Annotated in this window: 21 protein-coding genes and 1 pseudogene; 12 read left to right on the top strand and 10 right to left on the bottom strand. The window is 63.1% G+C overall.

Annotated features, from left to right (window positions below):
• The first annotated feature begins 41 nt into the window (after window positions 1-41).
• A complete protein-coding gene (gene ggt / locus FHW75_RS18860; RefSeq protein ID WP_089229976.1) occupies window positions 42-1,832 on the top strand; it encodes a gamma-glutamyltransferase in 1,791 nt (596 codons plus the stop codon).
• A 44-nt stretch (window positions 1,833-1,876) separates the two neighbouring features.
• The gene (locus FHW75_RS18865) at window positions 1,877-2,758 is read left to right on the top strand and encodes a LysR substrate-binding domain-containing protein (RefSeq protein ID WP_025752552.1); all 882 of its coding nucleotides are present in this window, start codon (window positions 1,877-1,879) and stop codon (window positions 2,756-2,758) included.
• 243 nt (window positions 2,759-3,001) lie between these two features.
• Here the strand turns inward: FHW75_RS18865 and FHW75_RS18870 are convergent, their stop codons facing one another.
• On the bottom strand, window positions 3,002-4,054 hold the full coding sequence (locus FHW75_RS18870; RefSeq protein WP_019096311.1) for an ornithine cyclodeaminase: 1,053 nt from the start codon (window positions 4,052-4,054) through the stop codon (window positions 3,002-3,004).
• Window positions 4,055-4,238: 184 nt separating this feature from the next.
• Here FHW75_RS18870 and FHW75_RS18875 point away from each other — a divergent pair, with 184 nt between their 5' ends.
• Window positions 4,239-4,661 (top strand): Lrp/AsnC family transcriptional regulator, encoded by a 423-nt coding sequence (locus FHW75_RS18875; RefSeq protein ID WP_025752550.1) that lies wholly within the window; start codon window positions 4,239-4,241, stop codon window positions 4,659-4,661.
• 445 nt (window positions 4,662-5,106) lie between these two features.
• Here FHW75_RS18875 and FHW75_RS18880 read toward each other — a convergent pair whose 3' ends face one another.
• The 4 genes from FHW75_RS18880 to FHW75_RS18895 all read right to left on the bottom strand — a co-directional run bounded on the left by FHW75_RS18880 (window position 5,107) and on the right by FHW75_RS18895 (window position 9,127).
• Window positions 5,107-5,706 (bottom strand): START domain-containing protein, encoded by a 600-nt coding sequence (locus FHW75_RS18880; RefSeq protein WP_019096309.1) that lies wholly within the window; start codon window positions 5,704-5,706, stop codon window positions 5,107-5,109.
• Between the two features lie 89 nt (window positions 5,707-5,795).
• The gene (locus FHW75_RS18885; protein WP_013972924.1) at window positions 5,796-6,632 is read right to left on the bottom strand and encodes a bifunctional allantoicase/(S)-ureidoglycine aminohydrolase; all 837 of its coding nucleotides are present in this window, start codon (window positions 6,630-6,632) and stop codon (window positions 5,796-5,798) included.
• A gap of 106 nt (window positions 6,633-6,738) precedes the next feature.
• Window positions 6,739-8,130, bottom strand: a complete 1,392-nt coding sequence (locus FHW75_RS18890) for an LLM class flavin-dependent oxidoreductase (RefSeq protein WP_025752544.1) — start codon at window positions 8,128-8,130, stop codon at window positions 6,739-6,741.
• Between the two features lie 16 nt (window positions 8,131-8,146).
• Window positions 8,147-9,127 carry an aliphatic sulfonate ABC transporter substrate-binding protein gene (locus FHW75_RS18895; protein WP_019096308.1) on the bottom strand — a complete coding sequence of 327 codons (981 nt, stop codon included), beginning with the start codon at window positions 9,125-9,127 and terminating at the stop codon, window positions 8,147-8,149.
• A gap of 199 nt (window positions 9,128-9,326) precedes the next feature.
• Here FHW75_RS18895 and FHW75_RS18900 point away from each other — a divergent pair, with 199 nt between their 5' ends.
• Window positions 9,327-10,208, top strand: a complete 882-nt coding sequence (locus FHW75_RS18900; RefSeq protein ID WP_183674238.1) for a hypothetical protein — start codon at window positions 9,327-9,329, stop codon at window positions 10,206-10,208.
• A gap of 137 nt (window positions 10,209-10,345) precedes the next feature.
• A complete protein-coding gene (locus tag FHW75_RS18905) occupies window positions 10,346-11,017 on the top strand; it encodes a TetR/AcrR family transcriptional regulator (RefSeq protein ID WP_019096306.1) in 672 nt (223 codons plus the stop codon).
• Between the two features lie 7 nt (window positions 11,018-11,024).
• Here the strand turns inward: FHW75_RS18905 and FHW75_RS18910 are convergent, their stop codons facing one another.
• Complete coding sequence (locus FHW75_RS18910; protein ID WP_183674241.1) at window positions 11,025-12,032, bottom strand: GlxA family transcriptional regulator; 1,008 nt, start codon at window positions 12,030-12,032, stop codon at window positions 11,025-11,027.
• Window positions 12,033-12,191: 159 nt separating this feature from the next.
• On the opposite strand from FHW75_RS18910, the gene FHW75_RS18915 reads away from it, so the two are divergent.
• Window positions 12,192-12,659 carry a hypothetical protein gene (locus tag FHW75_RS18915; RefSeq protein ID WP_019096305.1) on the top strand — a complete coding sequence of 156 codons (468 nt, stop codon included), beginning with the start codon at window positions 12,192-12,194 and terminating at the stop codon, window positions 12,657-12,659.
• 88 nt (window positions 12,660-12,747) lie between these two features.
• The gene (locus FHW75_RS18920; RefSeq protein ID WP_019096304.1) at window positions 12,748-12,960 is read left to right on the top strand and encodes a PLDc N-terminal domain-containing protein; all 213 of its coding nucleotides are present in this window, start codon (window positions 12,748-12,750) and stop codon (window positions 12,958-12,960) included.
• A gap of 44 nt (window positions 12,961-13,004) precedes the next feature.
• Here the strand turns inward: FHW75_RS18920 and FHW75_RS18925 are convergent, their stop codons facing one another.
• The gene (locus tag FHW75_RS18925) at window positions 13,005-13,328 is read right to left on the bottom strand and encodes a hypothetical protein (protein WP_019096303.1); all 324 of its coding nucleotides are present in this window, start codon (window positions 13,326-13,328) and stop codon (window positions 13,005-13,007) included.
• Window positions 13,329-13,517: 189 nt separating this feature from the next.
• On the opposite strand from FHW75_RS18925, the gene FHW75_RS18930 reads away from it, so the two are divergent.
• The gene (locus tag FHW75_RS18930; protein ID WP_025752538.1) at window positions 13,518-13,931 is read left to right on the top strand and encodes a RidA family protein; all 414 of its coding nucleotides are present in this window, start codon (window positions 13,518-13,520) and stop codon (window positions 13,929-13,931) included.
• 6 nt (window positions 13,932-13,937) lie between these two features.
• A pseudogene (locus tag FHW75_RS18935) lies at window positions 13,938-14,096 on the top strand (EamA family transporter); the annotation flags it as partial.
• On the opposite strand, the gene FHW75_RS18940 reads toward FHW75_RS18935, so the two are convergent.
• Entirely contained in the window at window positions 14,093-14,812 is a 720-nt protein-coding gene (locus tag FHW75_RS18940; protein WP_019096300.1) for a TorF family putative porin, read from the bottom strand. The pseudogene FHW75_RS18935 and the gene FHW75_RS18940 overlap by 4 nt on opposite strands.
• An 81-nt stretch (window positions 14,813-14,893) precedes the next feature.
• Complete coding sequence (locus FHW75_RS18945; RefSeq protein WP_025752536.1) at window positions 14,894-15,145, bottom strand: hypothetical protein; 252 nt, start codon at window positions 15,143-15,145, stop codon at window positions 14,894-14,896.
• A gap of 119 nt (window positions 15,146-15,264) precedes the next feature.
• On the opposite strand from FHW75_RS18945, the gene FHW75_RS18950 reads away from it, so the two are divergent.
• The 3 genes from FHW75_RS18950 (at window position 15,265) to FHW75_RS18960 (ending at window position 18,342) form a co-directional block, all read left to right on the top strand.
• The gene (locus FHW75_RS18950; RefSeq protein ID WP_183674244.1) at window positions 15,265-15,924 is read left to right on the top strand and encodes a VIT1/CCC1 transporter family protein; all 660 of its coding nucleotides are present in this window, start codon (window positions 15,265-15,267) and stop codon (window positions 15,922-15,924) included.
• A gap of 148 nt (window positions 15,925-16,072) precedes the next feature.
• Window positions 16,073-17,452 (top strand): DUF3300 domain-containing protein, encoded by a 1,380-nt coding sequence (locus FHW75_RS18955; protein ID WP_026020295.1) that lies wholly within the window; start codon window positions 16,073-16,075, stop codon window positions 17,450-17,452.
• Window positions 17,449-18,342, top strand: coding sequence for a DUF2950 domain-containing protein (locus FHW75_RS18960; RefSeq protein ID WP_025752530.1), 894 nt, complete (start codon window positions 17,449-17,451; stop codon window positions 18,340-18,342). The genes FHW75_RS18955 and FHW75_RS18960 overlap by 4 nt, the downstream gene beginning before the upstream one ends.
• 33 nt (window positions 18,343-18,375) lie before the next feature.
• Here FHW75_RS18960 and FHW75_RS18965 read toward each other — a convergent pair whose 3' ends face one another.
• Complete coding sequence (locus FHW75_RS18965; protein WP_025752528.1) at window positions 18,376-19,332, bottom strand: helix-turn-helix domain-containing protein; 957 nt, start codon at window positions 19,330-19,332, stop codon at window positions 18,376-18,378.
• Window positions 19,333-19,461 lie beyond the last annotated feature (129 nt).

Raw genomic sequence — 19,461 nt, forward strand, 5'->3', positions numbered from 1 at the left:
GGGTATCTTCGGGGCTTTTGAAGTTCGCAGGAAGCATGCCGATGTACTTCTTTCCACCCCTGATCAGCGCCCTTTGCCTGGTAGCCGCCAGTGGCCTGGCCTGTGCCGACCAGGTGCTGCCCGCACCTCCCGAGCTGGCCTCTGGCTACCGCACAGGCTTGCAGCCCGTGCAGGCCAGCCGCCATATGGTTGCTGCAGCCAACCCGTTGGCCAGCGAAGCGGGGCGGGCAATGTTGCGTGCCGGTGGCAGCGCCATCGATGCGGCCATTGCGATGCAGATGGTGCTGACCTTGGTCGAGCCGCAATCCAGCGGTATTGGCGGCGGGGCATTCATCCTCTATTGGGACGGGAAGCGCGTGCAGGCGTTCGATGGCCGCGAGGCCGCACCGGCGGCTGTGACGCAAACGTTGTTCCTGCAAGCCGACGGCACACCGATGCCATTCAGGGCGGCGCAGATTGGCGGGCGCTCGGTGGGCGTGCCGGGTGTTCTGCGTGCTTTGAAACTGGCACACGATCAGCACGGCAAGCTGCCCTGGCGCGATCTGTTCGCGCCGGCCATCGCGCTGGCACGCAACGGTTTCCCGGTGTCCGAGCGCCTTCACACCTTGTTGTCCGCTGACCCGTTCATTGCCCGGTCACCGTCCATGGCCCGCTACTTCCTGGATGAGCAGGGCAGGCCGCTGGCGGTGGGAGCGATCCTGCGCAACCCCGAGCTTGCGCAGGCCTTCGATCAGATTGCCGCGCAAGGCCCTGACGCGTTCTATACCGGCGAGATTGCCGAAGCCATCGTGGCCACGGTGCGCAGCCATGCCAATGCCGGTTACCTCTCGTTGCAGGACTTGCAGCAGTACCAGGCCAAAGAGCGCGAGCCCGTGTGCGGCCCCTATAAGGTCTGGCGCATCTGCGGCATGCCGCCGCCGTCCTCGGGCGGGGTGACGGTGTTGCAGACCCTGGGCATTCTCGAAGCCGTACAACGCGCCACGCCGCAGCGCGATCTGGCAGTGTTGCGCCCGCTTGCGAATGCATCCCCGGCTGGCCTGGAGGCATCACCGCTGGCCGTGCACCTGATCGCCGAGGCTGAGCGTTTGGCCTATGCCGACCGCGCACAGTACCTGGCCGACAGCGATTACGTGCCGGTCCCGGTCAAGGCGCTTACCGACGCCAACTACCTGGCCAGCCGTGCAGCGCAGATTGGCGAACACAGCATGAAGCGGGCTCGCCCGGGCCAACCCCAGGGCGCCGACTTGGCCCTGGCCCCGGATCGCTCGCCATTGCGCATTTCCACCTCGCACCTCAGCGCGGTGGATGACAGCGGCCAGGCCCTGGCCATGACCACCTCGGTGGAGGCGGCGTTCGGCTCGCACCTGATGGTCAAGGGCTTCCTGCTCAACAACCACCTCACTGACTTCTCGTTCATTGCGCAGGAGCACGGCAAACCCGTGGCCAACCGGGTACAGCCGGGCAAGCGGCCGCTGTCGGCCATGGCACCAACGCTGGTGTTCTCGCGAGCATCGGGCGATCTGGTGGCCAGCCTGGGGTCACCGGGCGGCTCGCAGATCATCGGCTATGTGAACAAGGCGTTGGTTGGCTTGCTGGATTGGCAGCTCGATCCGCAACAGGCCGCAGGCTTGCCCAACTTTGGCAGCCGCAATGCTGGCACCGAGGTGGAAGCGGGGCTGAGCAGCCCGGCGCTGATCCGGCAGTTGGCAGCCTGGGGGCACGAGGTAACGCCCATGACCATGACCAGCGGTATGCAGATCATCCAGCGCAGTGGCGAGGGTTGGTCGGGCGGGGCTGACCCGCGGCGTGAAGGTGTGGCCCTTGGCGACTAGCCGTGATAGAACGCAGTCTTGCCATTCAGTAGTTGAATACCCAGATGTCCATTAGCGTGAAATCGAATAGGGCGCTGTTCGACCTCGACCTGCTACGCGCCATTGTGGTGGTGGCCGATTGCGGCAGCTTCACCACCGCTGCCGCTCGCCTGCACTCGACACAGTCGACCATCAGCCAGAAGGTACGCCGCCTGGAAGACATGGTCGGCCACCGTTTGCTGGTGCGGGGCAACCGCGATGTGCTGCCCACCGATGCCGGGCAAACCTTGCTCGGCTACGCCCGGCACATGCTGGCCTTGAACGACCAGATGCTCGAAGCCCTGGCCGGGGCGATGGTGGGCACCACCGTGCGCCTTGGTGTGCCCGAGGACTTCGTTGGCGGGCGCACCACCAATGCGCTGTCGGCCTTCAGCCGCCTGCACCCGCAGGTGAAGCTGGAAGTGACCAGTGGTCTGTGCCGCGACCTCAGCCAGGCCTACGACAACGGTGAGCTCGACTTGGTGTTGCTCAAGCAGCGGCGCAACACCCGCGAGGGCGTGGCCTGCTGGCCCGAGCGCCTGCAATGGATCGACAGTGCGCGCACCCCCGCCTTCGAGCTGGACCCGATCCCTTTGGTGACCTTCCCGCCGCGTGGGCTGTACCGCGAGGACATGATCAACGCCATCGAAGGCATGGGGCGGCGCTGGCGCATCAGTTTCACCAGTTCCAGTCTCAGTGGTATCCAGGCGGCAGTGGCCGATGGCATGGGCGTCAGCCTGCTACCGCCAAGGGCGGCCACTGGCGAGCATCGGGTGCTGGGGTTGGGGCAGGGGCTGCCGGAGGTCGACAGTTATGAAATCGTCATCGTGCATCGGCCGACGGCGGATGTGATGGTCAAGGCGTTGGCCGAGGTGATGACGCAACTGCTGGCGGGCGGTGGGATATAGCGTGTCTGACGACATGGCGCTCCTACACCGACCGCGTCAGTGGTCAGGCCGCAGCCATTCTCGGCGACAGGTGAATGCCCGCGATCATCCTGTCGACGGCCTTGCGTGATAGCGCCACAATACGCCCGTCACGCCCGGCCAGCTCGATGGCGTTACCGGCAAACTGACAGATCTGCTGAGTAAATCACGATGTGCCCTCCGGGGTGGGTGGAGAACCCGTTGTTGGGGAATACCGAGTCTGGGTTAGGCAACGCGTCGGATGCGGTTTTTGCCGGCGCGGCCACGGGTGTGGCTGAACAGGTCTTTCGGGTCGTCTTCCACCCACGGCACCAGGTCGATCTTCGAGCCCATGCCGCGTTTTTCAGCTTGCTGTAGTACGTACCGTAGTACGGTGTAATCCTCCAGGGCGAAGCCCACCGAATCGAATACGGTGACCTGGCTGTCACTCTGGCGCCCCTCGGTTTCGCCGCGCAGGACACGCCACAGGTCGACGACAGGGAAGTCCGCCGGCAGTTGCTGGATGTCGCCTTCAACACGGGTTTGTGGTTCGTACTCGACGAACACGCGGGCCTTGCGCAGTACATCAGCGTGCAGCTCGGTCTTGCCCGGGCAGTCGCCACCCACGGCATTCAGGTGCATGCCGGGTTCGAGCATGTCGGGGGTGATAATGGTCGCGTAGGCCTTGTCGGCGGTAACAGTGGTGATGATATCCGCGCCTTTCACGGCTTCGGCTACCGAGCCGGCCCGGCGGATCGTGAGGCCGCTGTATTCCTTGAGGTTGGCAATCAGCTTGGCGGTGGCCAGCGGGTCGGTGTCGTACGCAACGATTTCTTCGATGCCCAGGTGCTTATGGAAGGCCAGCGCCTGGAATTCGCTTTGTGCGCCGTTGCCGATCAGCGCCATCTTGCGCGCGTTCGGCCGAGCCAGGGCCTGCGCGGCCATCAACGAGGTGGCGGCGGTGCGCAAGGCGGTGGCGATGGTCAGTTCGGACAGCAACACCGGGTAGCCGGTGTCGACATCGGCCAGCACGCCAAAGGCCATTACCGTATGCAGGTCACGGGCAGTATTGGCCGGGTGGCCGTTAACGTATTTGAAGGCATAGCGGCTGTTGTCGGCAACTGGCATCAATTCGATAACACCCACTTCCGAATGGCTGGCAACACGCGCAGACTTGTCAAACTCCTGCCAGCGTTTGAAGTCTTCGCGGATGGCCTCAGCCAGTTCGCCTATGAACGGCGCTACGCCAATGTCATGTACCAAGTCCGACATGGTTGGAACATCAATGAAATACGTCATGCTCTTGCACCTTGTTATTGCGCGGTCGCCCTGATCACGGCAGGCGGCACGCTTAAGATTGTTGGAGTGGCATGAACATTTTGATGAAAGGTTGCGTCAATCGGAAGAATGCAGGTTGCCAGTTTCATCAGCTTTCTAGACAATCTGCCACCCCCAAGTAGCAATCTGATTATTGGCAGGCGTTATGGATACGATCGATCGGGAACTGATTGCGCTGTTGCGGGACAATTCACGTACCCCTGTGTTGACCCTGGCGAAGAAGCTCAAGGTGGCCAGGGCAACCGTGCAAAACCGCATTACCCGGCTCGAAGAGCAGGGCGTGATCATTGGCTACACAGTACGCCTGCGCTCCGACGCGCTGGAGCAGGGCGTGCGGGCAATCACCAGCATCGGCATCAGTGGCCACCACGCTGCAGAGGTCAAGCACGCGCTGCGCGGGCATCCCAACGTGGTGGCCATCCATACCACCAATGGCCGCTGGGACCTGATGGCAGAGCTGCGCGCCGACACCCTCGAAGCCTTCGACCGGGCGCTCAACACCATTCGGTCAATCCCGCACATCGAGAATACCGAGACCAGCATCCTGCTCTCGACCTACAAGATGTGACCGCTGGGTCAGGCCTTTTGACAGGCGCATTGCGCAAACTGTCACCCAAGCTTTTCACTCTGCAAAAAATCCCTTTGCCGGTGTGCATTCTGTAGCGTTCCGCTTGACCTGGGCCGATGGCAGAATGAAACGGCTTTCGCGGGACGGTTTCAGGCGCACGTTCTGAAGGTGCGTTCAAACACTAAGAAAGTCCGCTGCGAAGTTGCATCGGGCGTTAGTTTGATTTTTTGTTACTGCCTGCGCTCTCATCATTTAAATGACATGAAACCTGCACCTTGGCACCCACTTGTTGGTGCGCTGTGGGGCGTGGAAGTTTTACAGAAAAAAAGAATAAGAGGTTGACGATGCATCAAACGTGCAACGCGTAAAGCACTGCGCCGGAAGAGGGCCGAGTGCTCAAGCGTTAACGCGCTCCTACAAGGGCTCGCTCAGGCTAGGTGACATCTCAGGGCTGGCGCTCGGCAACAGCCCGCAACGTACGCAACGTCACCAACGGCGCATCCACCACGAACCGATTGGCAAGCCAGCCCGGCACATCTCCGGCCGGGTCGGCTTGCAACTGGTACGTCACTTCGGTCAACCGATCACCCAACGGTTTCATTCGCCACTCACCACTCAGGCGCTGCACACGGATCAACCCGTCAACCTTGGGAATCCTGTCGGGCTCAGCGCTCAGGTGCCGCAACAGCGTACCGTCATCCAGGCGTTCGCTGCTCACCTTCAACACAATGTCCCGTGGCATGGTCGGCCAGGGCAGGTTGGTGGTCAGGTACACCCAGGTATTGGCACCGTCCACATCCAGCAGGCGCATCTGGTCACAGGCATATAGCCACTTGCAGGCCACCCGCAGGTTCTCCTGCAGGTCGGTGAGCGTGCGCACGCTGGCTTTCATGGTGCTCACACCACGAAACTGCTGGTAGGGCGAGTCGGGCACGCCACTGAGGTACACGCGGATGCCCTCGCGGTCGTAGGCGAGGGTCCAGGCATCGGCGGCCAGGGCAGGGGTGCAGAGCAACAGGAGGGTAAGCAGCAGGCAGCGGGGCATGGCCGGTACCGTGCGGGGGATGGGTGTTTCAGTATGCGCGGCAAACAGAAAGCCCGCCAGATTGGCGGGCTTAGAGCATCAGCCTGAGCTTAGCGCTTAGGGTTCAGCGTCAAATGCACATGACGGTTCACGTCCTTGTACAGCAGGTAGCTGAACTTGCCTGGGCCGCCGGCGTAGCAGGCTTGCGGGCAGAAGGCGCGCAGCCACATGAAGTCGCCGGCTTCCACTTCGACCCAGTCCTGGTTCAGGCGGTACACTGCCTTGCCTTCCAGCACGTACAGGCCGTGTTCCATCACGTGGGTTTCCGCGAACGGGATGACGCCGCCCGGCTGGAAGGTGACGATGTTCACGTGCATGTCGTGGCGCATGTCGGCCATGTCGACGAAGCGGGTGGTGACCCAGCGGCCTTCGGTGCCCGGCATTTCGATGACGGTGGCGTTGTCGCGGTGGGTAACGAACGACTCAGGTACGTCCAGGCCTTCAACCTTCTGGTAGTGCTTGCGCAGCCAGTGGAAGGTGACGTTGGACTTGCTGTTGTTGCGCAGGCTCCACTCGGCGCCCGGGGCCAGGAAGGCGTAGCCGCCCGGTACCAAGGTGTGATGCTTGCCTTCGACGGTGATGTCCAGCTCGCCTTCGACGATAAACACCACGGCTTCGGCGTTCGGGTCCAGCTCTGGGCGCTCGCTGCCGCCTTCCGGGGCCACTTCGACGATGTACTGGGAGAAGGTCTCGGCAAAACCGGTCAGTGGGCGGGCAATGACCCACATGCGCATCTTGTCCCAGAACGGCAGGTGGCTGGTGACGATGTCACGCATCACGCCTTTAGGGATAACGGCATAGGCTTCGGTGAACATGGCACGGTCAGTCAGCAGCTCGGTTTGAGCCGGGTGCCCACCGTGGGGGGCGAAGTACGAATGGTTCGACATGGACGGTCTCGACTTGTTGTTCTCTCCCCATGCCGTGAACCGCACCGGCCGGTGCGGCGCAGGGGATGTGGCGACAGAATAGGGTCGAGCGCGTGGCATCCACAAATTAAATGTTGGAATACCCGGTATTTGATCGCTGAATGTCAACCTGACGCCCAATGTGCTGTGCCGGCAACTGGTCGCCTTGGCCGAACAGCTTGTGGCGCAGGGTGCCCTCGGTGTAGCGCGAAGGGTAGCGGCCACGGCGTTGCAGTTCTGGCACCAGCAAATCGACGACATGGGTAAGGTCGTCCGGTTGCACGGCATAGGTCAGGTTGAAGCCGTCGATGCCGGTCTGGTCCAGCCAGTTTTCCAACTGGTCGGCGACCTCGCTGGCTGAGCCGACCAGCACCGGCCCGCGACCACCCAGGCCAACGAATTCGGCGGCCTCGCGCACGGTCCAGCGGCGCTTGGGGTCGGCGGCGGTGAACGCGGCCAGGGCGGCGCGACCGGCATCGTTTTCGACATACTCGATCGGCGCGTCGGGGTCGAGGCCGGCAAAGTCGATGCCGGTCCAGCCCGACAGCAGTGCCAGGGCAGCGTCCAGGTCGACGTAGCGACGGTATTCGGCGAAGCGGGCCTCGGCTTCTTCCCGGGTGGGGGCGACGATCAACAGCGCCTGGGCGTAGATCAGCACCTCATCACGCCCCCGCCCGGCGGCCTCGCTGGCCTGGCGGATGCCGTCGGCGTAGCGGCGCAATACCGTGGGCGTCGGGCCGCTGATGAACACGCATTCGGCATGCTGCGCGGCGAACTGCTGGCCACGTGCCGAAGCGCCGGCCTGGAACAGCACCGGCGTGCGTTGGGGCGAGGGCTGGCACAGGTGCATGCCGGGCACCTGGAAGTGCTCGCCCACATGGTTGATAGGGTGCACCCGCGAAGGTTCGATATAGCGCCCACTGTCACGTTCCAGCAGCACGGCGTCGTCGTCCCAGCTTTTTTCCCATAGTTTGTACAGCACCTGCAGGTACTCTTCGGCAAGGTCGTAGCGCTGGTCGTGGCCCAGCTGGCGCGCCAGGCCGAGGTTGCGTGCGGCGCTGTCGAGGTAGCCGGTGACGATGTTCCAGCCAACCCGGCCATTGCTCAGGTGGTCGAGCGTGGACATGCGCCGGGCGAAGGGGTAGGGGTGTTCGTAGGTCAGCGAAAAGGTAACGCCGAAACCGAGGTGCTCGGTGACCCCGGCCATGGCCGGTACCAGCAGCAGTGGGTCGTTGACCGGCACCTGCACACCGCCGCGCAAGGCGGCGTCGGGCCCGCCTTGGTAGACATCGTAGATGCCCAGGACATCGGCGATGAACACGGCGTCGAACAGGCCGCGCTCGAGCAGGCGAGCCAGGTCGGTCCAGTAGCTCAGGCGGTTGAATGCCACGCTGGTGTTGCGCGGGTGACGCCACAGGCCGGGGGACTGGTGGCTGGCGGCGTTCATGCTGAAGGCGTTGAAGCGGATCGGGCGGGGCATGGTGGCTGCGCTCCGCTCAAGGCAACACGGAAGCCGGGTAGACCGCGTCGGCCACCTGCAGCTTGCGTGGAATCAGGCCCAGGCCCTGGAAGGTATCGGCCAGTTTCTGTTGTTCGGCAATGATCTGCGGGGTGATGGCCACGGCATTGTAGTTACGCCGTTCGCTGGCCACTTCCAGCACGTTGGCGCTGATGCCCAGTTGCGGCGCCAGTAGCGCGGCAACCTCGGCAGGCTTGGCGTTGGCCCACTGGCTGACCTTGCGCAGTTCGCTGAAGAAGGTTTTCAGCAGTGCACGGTGCTGATCGGCATAGCTGGCGGTGGACAGGTAGAACGTCCGGTTGTTGGACAGGCCGCTGCCGTCACGCAGGTTCTTCAGGCCAGGCTGGCTTTCTGCTGCGGCGAGGAACGGGTCCCACAGGGTGACGGCCTGGACACTGCCGGACTGCAGGGCAGCCACGGCGTCGGCGGCGTTGTTGACGTAGGCGGGGGTGATGTCCTTGTAGGTAAGGCCAGCTTGCTCCAGCGCTACGGCCAGCAGGTACTGGGCGTTCCAGCCGCGGCCGGTGGCCACGCGCTTGCCTTTCAGGTCTTGCACGCTGGCCAGGTGGTCCTGCTCGCGCACTACCAGGCCGATGCCGCGCGGGTAGGGTTGTTCGGCGGCCAGGTACACCACCGGTTTACCGGCGGCCTGGGCGAACACGGACGGTGCATCGGCGGCATGACCCAGGTCGATGGCGCCCGTGCTCAACGCTTCGAGCAACTGCGGGCCGGCGGCAAATTCGTGCCAGCTTACGGTTACACCTTGGGGTGCCAGCGCTTTTTCCAGGGCGCCGCTGCCTTTGAGGATGTTGATGCTGTTGAACTTCTGGTAGCCGATGCGCAGGGTCTTGGCATCGTCGGCCAGAGCTTCGGACCAAGGCAGCAGGGCGCTGGCGACACTGGCCAGCAGGCCGCCGATCAGCAGCCGGCGCAGGGGAGAGAAAGCACGGGTTGGCATGGGTTTGCTCCTTGAAACCGAGTGGGAAACGATGTGCCCAGCCTAAGGAGGTGGCGTTTGGCTTTCAATTTTTATATTCCTGTTTGTTAGAATGTTTAGTTATTTTTATATCCTTTTGTTTCTTTGTAATGCTCTGCAACCTTCGACATTTTTTTCACATTCGCTTGTTAGCATCGCGGCAATCCCGAGGAGCCCCTACATGCCGCACATCCTGCGCAAGCGCAGCACCCGCATCGCCCTGACTGCCACCACCGGCCTGATTAGCGCCACCTTGGGCTTTTTCGCCTGGCAGAGCTTTTACCCGGTTCAGGCAGCCTCAGGCTGGGATGTCGAGGTACTGCACCGCGATGTGACCAAAGCCGCCTCGCTGCTGCCGCAAGCCGATGGCAGCCTGCTGGTCAGCCGCGAGCTGGATGATGGCCGTGGCAGCATCCTCAAGATCACCGCGACCGGCGACCGCGTCGTGGTGGTCGACAACCTGTCCAAGCCCGACGGCATGGTGGCGGCTCACGGGGGGTGGGTGTTCAGTCAGGAGGGCGGCCGGGCACCTGTCAGCCTGGCCCGCGATGGCCAGGTGACCCCCCTTTTCGACGGCGACAGCGTGCAAGGCTTGTGGAATGACGGCGACCACCTGTATGCCATCGAAGACCGCAAAGGCAATGGTCGCTTGATGCGTTACGACTGGAACAGCCGCCAGCTCGATGTGCTGCGTTCCGGCCTGATCGAAACCGAAGGGCTCACCCGCTGCGCAGGCCGTTTGCTGTACACCGAAAAGGCCAATGGCAAGGTCCGCGCCTTGTCCGACGATGGCAGCGACCCGGTGGTGGTCGAAGGCCTGCGCAACCCGACGTTCCTGTACTGTGACCAGCGCGGCCTGTGGATCAGCGAAGACAACACCCACCGTGCCCGGCTACTGCGTGTTGACGCCGATGGCGTTCAGCACACCGTGCTGACCTTCCTCAAGGCGCCACAGTCGATCGTGGCGGATGGCAAAGGCGGTTACTTGCTGGCCGAAGGCGGGCGCAATCGCGTGCTGCACCTGACCCCGCCGCTGGAGCGCGATACTGCCCAGCGCGAGTGATGCCAGCGGCTTGCCGTGAATGACTTCACGGCCAGCCACCCGTGAGGCTTTATGGCTACCCGACCAACAGCGCGCTTCCCTGCATGGCCGCGCTCACGGATAATCCCCTCATTCCAATAAATAGCCTGTGAGTGGGTATGAGTGATTCCGTAGTTGGCCTCGGCCAGCCTGAAACCGAAGGGGGGCGCAGAACGCGCAAGAACAACCCCGAGAAAACGCGCGAGGATATCCTCCAGGCGGCCATCAACGAGTTCGTCCAGCAAGGGCTGGCCGGCGCCCGCGTCGACGCCATCGCCGAACGCACTGCCACCTCCAAGCGCATGATCTACTACTACTTTGGCAGCAAGGAGCAGTTGTACTGCGAGTGCCTGATCAAGCTGTATGGCGACATCCGCAAGACCGAGCAAAGCCTGGACCTGGAGTCGCTGCCGGCTGAGCAGGCGATTCGTCGTCTGGTGGAGTTCACCTTCGATCACCACGATCGCAACGTCGATTTCGTGCGCATCATCTGCACTGAAAACATCCACTATGGCGAGTACGTCAAGCAGTCGCCGGCCATTCGTGAAATGAGCAGCCTGGTGCTCGAAGCGTTGGGCAACACCCTGCGCCGTGGTGTGCAGGAAGGGGTTTTCCGTGGCGGCATCGAAGTGATCGACCTGCACATGCTGATGAGCTCGTTCTGCTTCTACCGGGTGTCGAACCGCCACACCTTTGGCGAGATCTTCCAGATCGACCTGTTAGATGACGAGATCAAGCTGCGCCACAAAGCCATGATCTGTGACGCCGTGCTGCGTTACATACGCGCCTGAACGGCGCTCACTCGCCCAGCCGCTGTTCCCGCGAAGGTGGGTAGCCGAAGTAGGCTGCATAGCACTTGCTGAAATGCGACACCGAAACAAACCCGCAGGCCACTGCCACTTCCATCACCGACAGGTCGGAGTACTGCAGCAGGCGGCGGCTTTTGGTGATGCGCAGCTCCATGTAGTAACGCCGCGGTGATGTGCCCAGCTGGGCCTGGAACAGCCGGTCGATCTGCCGTCGCGAGCGCCCGCTGTAGGCGGCCAGCTGGTCGAGGCTGAGGGTTTCCTCCAGGTTGTTTTCCATCAGTTCGACGATGGTGCGCAGGTGCAGGCTCATGGACTTCTTCGCCCCCGGCCCAACCTGACGGTAACGCGCTCCGGAGAATGACAGGATTTCCTCCACGCCTTCGGCCAGGCCATCTCCATACAGCCGGCGCACCAGGCCCAGCATCAGCTCCATGGCGCCATTGGGGCTGGCGGCGCTGAGGCGGTCTCGGTCGAGGGTAAAACTGGCCGGGGTGATGCGCGTTTGCGGGCTGCGTTCGGACAGGCTGGCGCGCTGTTCGGGGTGGATGCTGCAACCGTAGTCGTCCAGCACCCCGGCGCGGCCAAGGAACCAGGCGCCGTTCCACAGGCCACCCAGGGCCATGCCGTGGGCCGCGCAGTCGTCCAGCAGGCGGTCGAGTTCCGGGTACTTCAGGGGCGTGCGCAGGCCGCCGCAGATCACCAGCAAGTCCAGCTCCTTCAGCGCCTCGGCGGACAGCTCGGTGGCCACCAGCTCCAGTCCCAGGTCGCTGAGCACCCGGTCGCCATCCATCGACAGCGGGGTGAACCGGAAACTGTCCGCGCGCAGCAGGTTGGCGGTGACCAGCACATCCATGGCAACGGTAAAGCTGGCCATCGAGAAATGTTCAAGCAGGACGAAGTCGACCCTGTACGGGGCCTGGGCATTGGCGCTGGTGGATTTCAGCCGCAGCATGTTGCTGGTACCGGTCTTCTTGCTGAACTGTCGTGGCGTGGGCACTCTGGTCTCCGCTTCCTGGCTGGCCCGCAGAGTGTGGCGGCTGGCTGGGGGAAAGACAATCTCCCGGGTGGGTGTGTCGTATTTCAGGTCGTGTTCAGGCAACCTGCCTGGCTTGGCCCTTCGCCGCCATGCCGCCCCCTGTTACCGAGGACATCCTTGATGAAGTACGCCATTGCCCTGTTGTGCAGCCTGTTACCGTTGCTGGCCAATGCCCTGGAGCCGGGCGACAAGCTGGCACCGTTCACGCTGCTTGACCAGTATGACCACGCCTACAGCCTTGATACTGGCACGCAGATCCTGCTGGTAGCGCGCGACATGGACGGCGCAAAGATGGTAAAGGCTGCGCTGGCCGAGCAGCCCAAGGGCTACCTCGAGGCGCGTCATGCCGTGTTCGTTGCCGACATCCAGCGCATGCCGGCGATCATCAGCCAGCTGTTCGCCATCCCCGCCATGCGCGCATACAACTACCGCGTGCTGCTTGACCGTGAAGGGCGCGTGGCCAGCCGCTATTCCGGGCAGGATGGCCTGGTACAGTGGTTGCAACTGGAGCAGGGAGTGCTGGTGGGCCAGCGGGCGTTTACCGATGCGGCGGCGCTGAAGTCGGCGCTGGAAAAAGCACCGCACTGAATGGGCTGCCCTGGCGCCAGACAAAACAATCTGAACCCTCGGCGCTTGCTGAAACCCAACCCATTACATGCCAAATGGGAGAGCGCTCATGGAAATCGGAACGATCTGGATCATCGTCGCGGCCTTCGTCATCCTGCTGGAGGTCTGGGCGATCTGGCACATCATCGGCAGTGATCGGCGCGCCGAACGCAAGATGCTGTGGGTCGTGTTCGTGGTGTACGCGCCATTCCCCGGGTTGCTGTTCTGGGCATGGCGCGGGCCCCGGGTGGTGAAGGGCAGGGCGGTATTGCAGGAAAAGTGACGGTGGCCGGCATCAGGCGCAGGGGCGCCTGATGCCGGCGAGGCTCACTTGGGCAGGATGTCGAAGCGTATGGCGGGGCCTAGCCCGTTCACCATCAGGCAGCCGTAGAACTTCACGGTCGACAGCACACGCAGCTGCTTGAGCGCTTTATGAATGTATTCGTGAATCAGTTTCTCAGCCTCGAGCTTGCGCTCTGCGAGGGTGGAACCCTTGAGTTCGACCGTTCCCAGCAAGGTGGTTTCAATGTGCTCAACGGTGCCCAGGCCGAGATTTTCCCTTATATGTACGCGTGCCAAGGCGGCGTCGCCATCATCGCGTGCGGTGTGCGGCTTGATGGTATAGGCCAGCTGGAAATCAAAATTACTCATGCGCTTTTCCTTGTTGGATACAGGCCTCCGTGCCGGGTCTGGGAATCTAGCGCGTGACGAGCGCCGCGCAAACAGACGCGTGGTTCACATAAGTTCGCCTTCTGTGCGAAACGTCCTACGCTGCGCTTGACCTAGAGTTTACTTGAGGTCCGATACTCCGCCACTCTTCCATCCGAGCGAGGGCATGTCGTGACCCATCCAGCCGTGTTCCAGTCGAGCAACCCTGAGGGCCTGTACGATCCCAGTGGCAATGCCTATTCCCACGTCGCCGAGGTACGCGCCGACAGCCGGCTGTTGTTCATCGCCGGCCAAGGCGGGGAGGGCAGCGATGGCCAGCTGTCGCCCCTGTTCGCCGAACAGGCCCGCCAGGCGCTGGCCAACCTGGAGCTGGCGTTGGCATCGAAAGGCGCTGGCCTGGCCCAGGTGTTCAAGCTGACCTTGCTGATTGTCGAACATTCCGAAGCGCGCCTGCGCCAATGGGTAGCGGAGGCTGACAGGGCATGGGGGCCGCATATGAAACCGACCTGCACCCTGATCCCGGTGCCACGACTGGCACTGGACGGCATGCTGGTGGAAATCGAGGCTGTGGCAGCACTGCAATGACGCGCCAGCGAACGTTGGGCTGCAACCTTGCGACTCGGTGTGCCCGTGATTGCCGCTCTGGGCGGTGTTGCTCTGATTGGTGAGACGTTGACGCTGCGCTTGCTGATTGCGTGCGTGGTGGTGGTGCTGGGCGGCATAGCCTTGGCGCTGGCGCCACAGCGCTAGAAGAAACTGCGCTGTGCCTTGAGCGTGACCACGCTGTCGCAATAGGTGTTCATGCCCGAATACGCATCGCAACCGCCGCCACTGAGGTTGGAGTTGCTGTAGACCAGGTTCAGGTCGATGCCAAGCCAGGGCCGCGACAGCTCCAGCGACCAATCGGAAAAGGCATTCACCTGGCTGCCGTCGCCAATGGTGAACGGCGTACCCAGTTGGTGGTGGGCAAGCTTTACGGTCAGGTCGACATCGAACAGCGGCAATTGGCCAAAATCGGCGAACAGCGTGCCGGTGCGGTTGTCGGGGTTATCGCGCAACGCGCCGCCGAAGCGGCTGCCGAACACCGAGATGCCACCGTACAGGGCATAACTGTCGGGCCCTGCGATATTCGGCTGACTATAATGGATCAACCCCATCTCGTAGCCCAAGGTGCTGTCGAAATGGTGCTTGTAGCCCAGGTAGCTGTCCAGGCGCAGGGTCGAGTTGGGGGCAACGCCCATGCTGGGCGCGTACTGGCCCAGGTACCAGCCATTGGGGTGGCTTAAGTCCAGCCCACCATGGAAGGCGCCGACGGCACTGGGTGAGATAAGGCCTTGGGCCATGGTGCGCGAGGGCGTGGTGCCGAGTGTGAAGTCGAAGCTGCCCAGTTCGCGTTTGATCTGCTGGGCCAGTAGAACAGGGCTAAACAGCAGTACAGCGCTCAGCAACAGAAGGGGCCTGGTCATGGTCTCCGTCCTGGAAGGCTTGCGGTTGAGCGGTAGAGCATACCTGCGCGTGTGGGCGCAGGGAACCGCAGCCTGCACTACTCAGCCTTTGGTCGAACGGTCTGCATCGGCGGCTTCGGTGACCACTGGCAGGTTGCCGGCACGCTGAATCACCCGCCGTTGCTGCTCGTAGTCGTCCAGGGAAAGGCCGCGGCGCTGCAACGATTCCAACTGCAGTTGGCGAGTTTCTTCGGCTGTATACGGGCGCAATTCAGGGTGGCTGGCACAGCCGCTGATGACAGCGATGGATAAAACGGCAAACGTGGCGGTCAGCAGGCGAGCCAAGGTGTTCATTGGGGTAGCTCCAGGGGCCAGGGTCGTGGGCGGCGAGTCGATGGAGCAAGGTTATTCGGCCACGGTGCCTGGTAGAAATTGCCATTCTCGATAGTGACTATCGACGGAGGGGAGGCGTGATGGGCCGAGATGAACAACCGCGTAAATGGGGCGTTCTGGAGCCGATCGACCGCATTACTGAAGTCATCTTCGGCTTGCTGATGGCCATGACTTTCATTGGCTCGCTGAGTGTTGCTACGTCAGGGCGCGAAGATGCCCGGCTGATGTTGGTTGCCGCGTTCGGCTGCAACCTGGCCTGGGGCCTGGCCGATGCGGTCATCTACTTGTTATGCACCTGGACCGAGCGCACCCGCAGCCGTACCTTGTTGACCCGCCTGCAGGCTGCGCCAAGCAGCCAAGGGCGCAAATTGATTAGCGATGCGCTGCCCGAACGCGTCAGCCTGGCACTGGATGAAGACGGGCTGGAAATGCTGCGTGCGCGCATGCTGCGCGATGTCGCCCGGCCGATGCCGCCACGACTGGGCCTGGATGATTTCAAAGCCGCCATGGCCACGTTCCTGCTGGTGGTGCTGGCGACGTTCCCGATGGTCATCCCGTTCCTGCTGATCGACACCACCGCCACAGCGATCCGTGTGTCGCACCTTGTCGCCCTGGCCATGCTTTACCTGGCGGGCTGGCTGCTGGCACGCTACTCCGGTGGCCGCACCCAATTGACCGGTGTGGTACTGGCGGGCGTCGGGGCGTTGTTGATCCTGGCGATCATTGCTTTAGGGGGGTGAGCAGCCCCTCACCGCCCACGTTGGGCTATAGAACCAGAAGTAGCAGCTCATCCTCCTTGGAGCGCGAAAAGTTTGCGCGCCACTTCTGGTTAAAAGCATCGTCATTGCTACCCTTAACCCACGCGGTCTGACCTCATGGGGAAAAGCGATGCGTATGCCATTGTTTGCTTTGCTGTCGGCGCTTCTGTGCCTGCACGCGGCACCCGGCCCGGCGCTGGCGCAAGACGTACCCGCGCCCGACCCAGCCCCGCAAGCTGACACGGTCACGGCCAAGGACCCGGTGTTCACCCAGGAGCAACTGGACCAGATGCTGGCGCCGGTTGCCTTGTACCCCGATGCGCTGCTGGCCCAGGTCTTGATGGCGGCCACTTACCCGGGGCAGGTGAGTGAAGCCGTGACCTGGTCCAAGGCCAACCCCAAAGCCTCGGGTGACGACGCTGTCAAACAAGTGGCGAAGCAGCCCTGGGACCCGAGTGTGCAAGCGCTGGTGGCTTTCCCGCAGCTGCTGGCGACCCTCGGCCAGGACCCGGTGTGGGTGCAGCGCCTGGGTGACGCCTTCCTGGCGCAGCCCGACGATGTCATGGGCGCCGTGCAGCGCTTGCGCCACCAGGCACAGGCTGCCGGCAACCTGCAAAGCAACCAGTACCAGAACGTGACCGTGCAGGCCGCCCCGTCGACACAGGCGGCCAGCAGCGCGCCGTCCACCATCGTCATCCAGCCGGCCGACCCGCAGGTGGTGTACGTGCCCAGCTACAACCCGACCACGGTGTATGGCACCTGGGCCTATCCGGCCTCGCCGCCGGTGTACTACCCGCCACCGCCGATGTACTACCCCGGCTCCGCATTGGTGGCCGGCCTGGCCTTCGGGACCGGCGTGGCAATCGTGGCTTCGCTCTGGGGTGACTGTGACTGGGGCAACAATGACATCGATATCGACGTCAACCGTTACAACAACATCAACGCCAACAACCGCATCACCAACAACCAGAACAAATGGCAGCACAACACGGCCAACCGCGATGGCGTGCCTTACCGTGACGCCCGCAGCCGCCAGCAGTATGGCCGCCAGCTGGACGGTGCCACCCAGCGCACGGCCTTCCGTGGCGACGACGCACAGCGTGCCCAGGCGCGCGACAAGGCCAGGGCTTCGATGGACCGGGCCGGTATCGAACGGCCCGCCACCAGCAATCGCCAGGCGCGTCAGCAAATGCGCGAGGCGCAGACGGGCAACGCAGCGGGTAACCGTATGCAATCGCGTGTCGACAACCCGAGGGGCGCCGAGCGTCGGCAGGAACCCCGCACAGCCCAAGGCCGGCAAGTGGCCCAGAACCGACCCGCCAATACCGCCGGCCGGGCACGTAACAATGCGTTTGACGGCGTACGCTCGCCTTCGCGTACCAACCTGCAGGCTAACCGTGGTCGCACCAGCCAGTCCTTCGCTCAGCGCCCGAACACCTCACGTGCCGCCGGACACCCGATCTCCCGACCCAGTGCGCCCATGCGTCGCGGCGGAGGTGGCCGTCGATGAACCGTCCAGCTTTTGCAGGGTTGCTGTTCATTGTAAGCCTGGTCTGGTCCTGCCTGGCGGCTGCTCAAGAAACCTTTCCAACGCCGGAGAAGGCTGTGGAGTCCTTCGTTACGGCACTGGGCGCGGAAAAACCGGATGAAGCCCGCCTGGCCCATTTGCTGGGCGATGACTGGCGCACTTACATACCGCGCGGCGGTGTGCAACGCAGCGACGTGGACACCTTCCTGGCGCAGTACCGTGCGCAGCACACCATCGACATGACGGGCGAGGGCAAGGCCATTCTGGCGGTGGGCAGCGATCACTGGACCTTGCCCATTCCTTTGACCAAAAGCAGCCAGGGGTGGCGGTTCGACCTCAAGGCCGGCAGCGCCGAAATTCGCGCCCGGCGCATCGGCCGCAACGAACTGGGTGTGTTGCAGTCGCTGCTGGCTTATCACGATGCGCAAATGGACTACGCCACCGAGGACCACAACGGCAACGGTGCGCTGGAGTACGCGCGGAAAATCTTCAGCGAGCCCGGCAAACATGACGGGCTGTACTGGGACGAGGATGGCGACGGCGAGGTAAGCCCGTTGGGCCCGCTGTTCGGCCAACATGTGGTCGGTGATGACTGGTACGGCTACCACTTCCGCATTCTCGATGCACAAGGCCCCTCCGCCCCTGGCGGCGCCTACAGCTACCTGATAGGCAACCAGATGAGCCGTGGTTTCGCCATGGTCGCCTGGCCGGCCAGGTACGATGATACCGGTGTGATGAGCTTCATGATCAGCCATGACGGCCAGGTGTTCGAAAAAGACCTCGGGCCACAGGGCGACAGGCTGGCCAAGGCGATGAAACGCTTCGATCCGGATGACAGTTGGCAGGTGGTGGACGTGGCGGCCGAAGACTGATCCCGGTCGCGCAGTGACCGCCGCTTGCACCGTTCAGTGCGTACGCGCAGCCCTGACCTCCCGTGCCGTGCACCCATATTGCTGGCGAAACGCGCGGGTGAACTGTGCCTGATCGGCAAAGCCCCAGCGAAACGCCAGTTCGCCAATGGTCAGGTGGCAATACGGGTCGCGCAGTTGCCGGTGAACAGCCTCCAGGCGTTGCAGGCGCACCCACTCGCCAAGGGTATAGGGCGTGATCGCGAACAGCTTGTGCAGGTAACGCAACGACAGCCCGCAAGCGCTGGCGATGTTTTGTGGCGTGAGTTCGGGGTCGCCCAGATGGTGCAGCACGTACTGCTCCACCCGGGTGAGGTGCAGGGTGCTGAGGTTGCTGCCTTCACTGCCCAGTACGCGTTCGTCCTGTTGCAGGGCCAGCAACAGGGTGGCCGAGGCCTGCTCCAGCAGCAAATGCCGGGCAGCCACGGGGCTGGCATCGAAATGGCGGGCGCACAGGTCCAGCTGTTCGACGAAGATGCGCCCCAGGCCCTGGCTGGCATCGAAGCAATGCCGGGTATAGCGTTTGTGCCCCAGCAAGTTGGCCTTCAGAGCCTGCTCAGGCAGTTTGAGCACCCACAGGTCGTTCTGTGTACCGTAATGGAAGCGGTAGGGGGCGTCGCCGCGCTCGACGATGAAACCACCCGGGCGACAACTGATCGGGTGGCCGTCCTGTTCGAAGTACACCTCGCTGCTGTGCGGCACGGTCACCAGGTAGAACGCTTCATGGTCCTGGCCGATGTGCGCCTTGCTGCGCGAGTAGCCCAGCGGGCTGGAGCGCAGGCGCGACAGGCTGAGCGGCGTGCTGGGCGTGCTCCAGCGCTGCAGGTGGCCATTGAACGGCTGCTCGGCGGCAAACTGCAGGCTCAATGGGAAATAGGTGTCACTGATGGCTTCGGCCCAGCGCGTCTGGCGCTCCGGCTGTGCCCAGCCGTGGGTCGAGAGTTCTGTGGGCATGGTGGGTCCTTTTTCAAAGAGGGCAGCATTGAAAAAAGGAACTGCAGGCAAGCTACTCAAGCAGCTCTTGTTATTGTGCAAAACGCCCGGCAACGCAAGGTTGCCAGGCGGCTTTCAGGCCCATGATCG

Source organism: Pseudomonas sp. OG7, assembly GCF_014192825.1.
Classification (GTDB): domain Bacteria; phylum Pseudomonadota; class Gammaproteobacteria; order Pseudomonadales; family Pseudomonadaceae; genus Aquipseudomonas; species Aquipseudomonas monteilii.

Bases quoted from the DNA above. Each gene is read 5' to 3' on its own strand.
- ggt (WP_089229976.1), top strand. From the start codon at position 42: ATGTACTTCTTTCCACCCCTGATCAGCGCCCTTTGCCTGGTAGCCGCC.
- FHW75_RS18865 (WP_025752552.1), top strand. From the start codon at position 1,877: ATGTCCATTAGCGTGAAATCGAATAGGGCGCTGTTCGACCTCGACCTG.
- FHW75_RS18870 (WP_019096311.1), bottom strand. From the start codon at position 4,054: ATGACGTATTTCATTGATGTTCCAACCATGTCGGACTTGGTACATGAC.
- FHW75_RS18875 (WP_025752550.1), top strand. From the start codon at position 4,239: ATGGATACGATCGATCGGGAACTGATTGCGCTGTTGCGGGACAATTCA.
- FHW75_RS18880 (WP_019096309.1), bottom strand. From the start codon at position 5,706: ATGCCCCGCTGCCTGCTGCTTACCCTCCTGTTGCTCTGCACCCCTGCC.
- FHW75_RS18885 (WP_013972924.1), bottom strand. From the start codon at position 6,632: ATGTCGAACCATTCGTACTTCGCCCCCCACGGTGGGCACCCGGCTCAA.
- FHW75_RS18890 (WP_025752544.1), bottom strand. From the start codon at position 8,130: ATGCCCCGCCCGATCCGCTTCAACGCCTTCAGCATGAACGCCGCCAGC.
- FHW75_RS18895 (WP_019096308.1), bottom strand. From the start codon at position 9,127: ATGCCAACCCGTGCTTTCTCTCCCCTGCGCCGGCTGCTGATCGGCGGC.
- FHW75_RS18900 (WP_183674238.1), top strand. From the start codon at position 9,327: ATGCCGCACATCCTGCGCAAGCGCAGCACCCGCATCGCCCTGACTGCC.
- FHW75_RS18905 (WP_019096306.1), top strand. From the start codon at position 10,346: ATGAGTGATTCCGTAGTTGGCCTCGGCCAGCCTGAAACCGAAGGGGGG.
- FHW75_RS18915 (WP_019096305.1), top strand. From the start codon at position 12,192: ATGAAGTACGCCATTGCCCTGTTGTGCAGCCTGTTACCGTTGCTGGCC.
- FHW75_RS18920 (WP_019096304.1), top strand. From the start codon at position 12,748: ATGGAAATCGGAACGATCTGGATCATCGTCGCGGCCTTCGTCATCCTG.
- FHW75_RS18925 (WP_019096303.1), bottom strand. From the start codon at position 13,328: ATGAGTAATTTTGATTTCCAGCTGGCCTATACCATCAAGCCGCACACC.
- FHW75_RS18940 (WP_019096300.1), bottom strand. From the start codon at position 14,812: ATGACCAGGCCCCTTCTGTTGCTGAGCGCTGTACTGCTGTTTAGCCCT.
- FHW75_RS18945 (WP_025752536.1), bottom strand. From the start codon at position 15,145: ATGAACACCTTGGCTCGCCTGCTGACCGCCACGTTTGCCGTTTTATCC.
- FHW75_RS18950 (WP_183674244.1), top strand. From the start codon at position 15,265: ATGGGCCGAGATGAACAACCGCGTAAATGGGGCGTTCTGGAGCCGATC.
- FHW75_RS18955 (WP_026020295.1), top strand. From the start codon at position 16,073: ATGCGTATGCCATTGTTTGCTTTGCTGTCGGCGCTTCTGTGCCTGCAC.
- FHW75_RS18960 (WP_025752530.1), top strand. From the start codon at position 17,449: ATGAACCGTCCAGCTTTTGCAGGGTTGCTGTTCATTGTAAGCCTGGTC.
- FHW75_RS18965 (WP_025752528.1), bottom strand. From the start codon at position 19,332: ATGCCCACAGAACTCTCGACCCACGGCTGGGCACAGCCGGAGCGCCAG.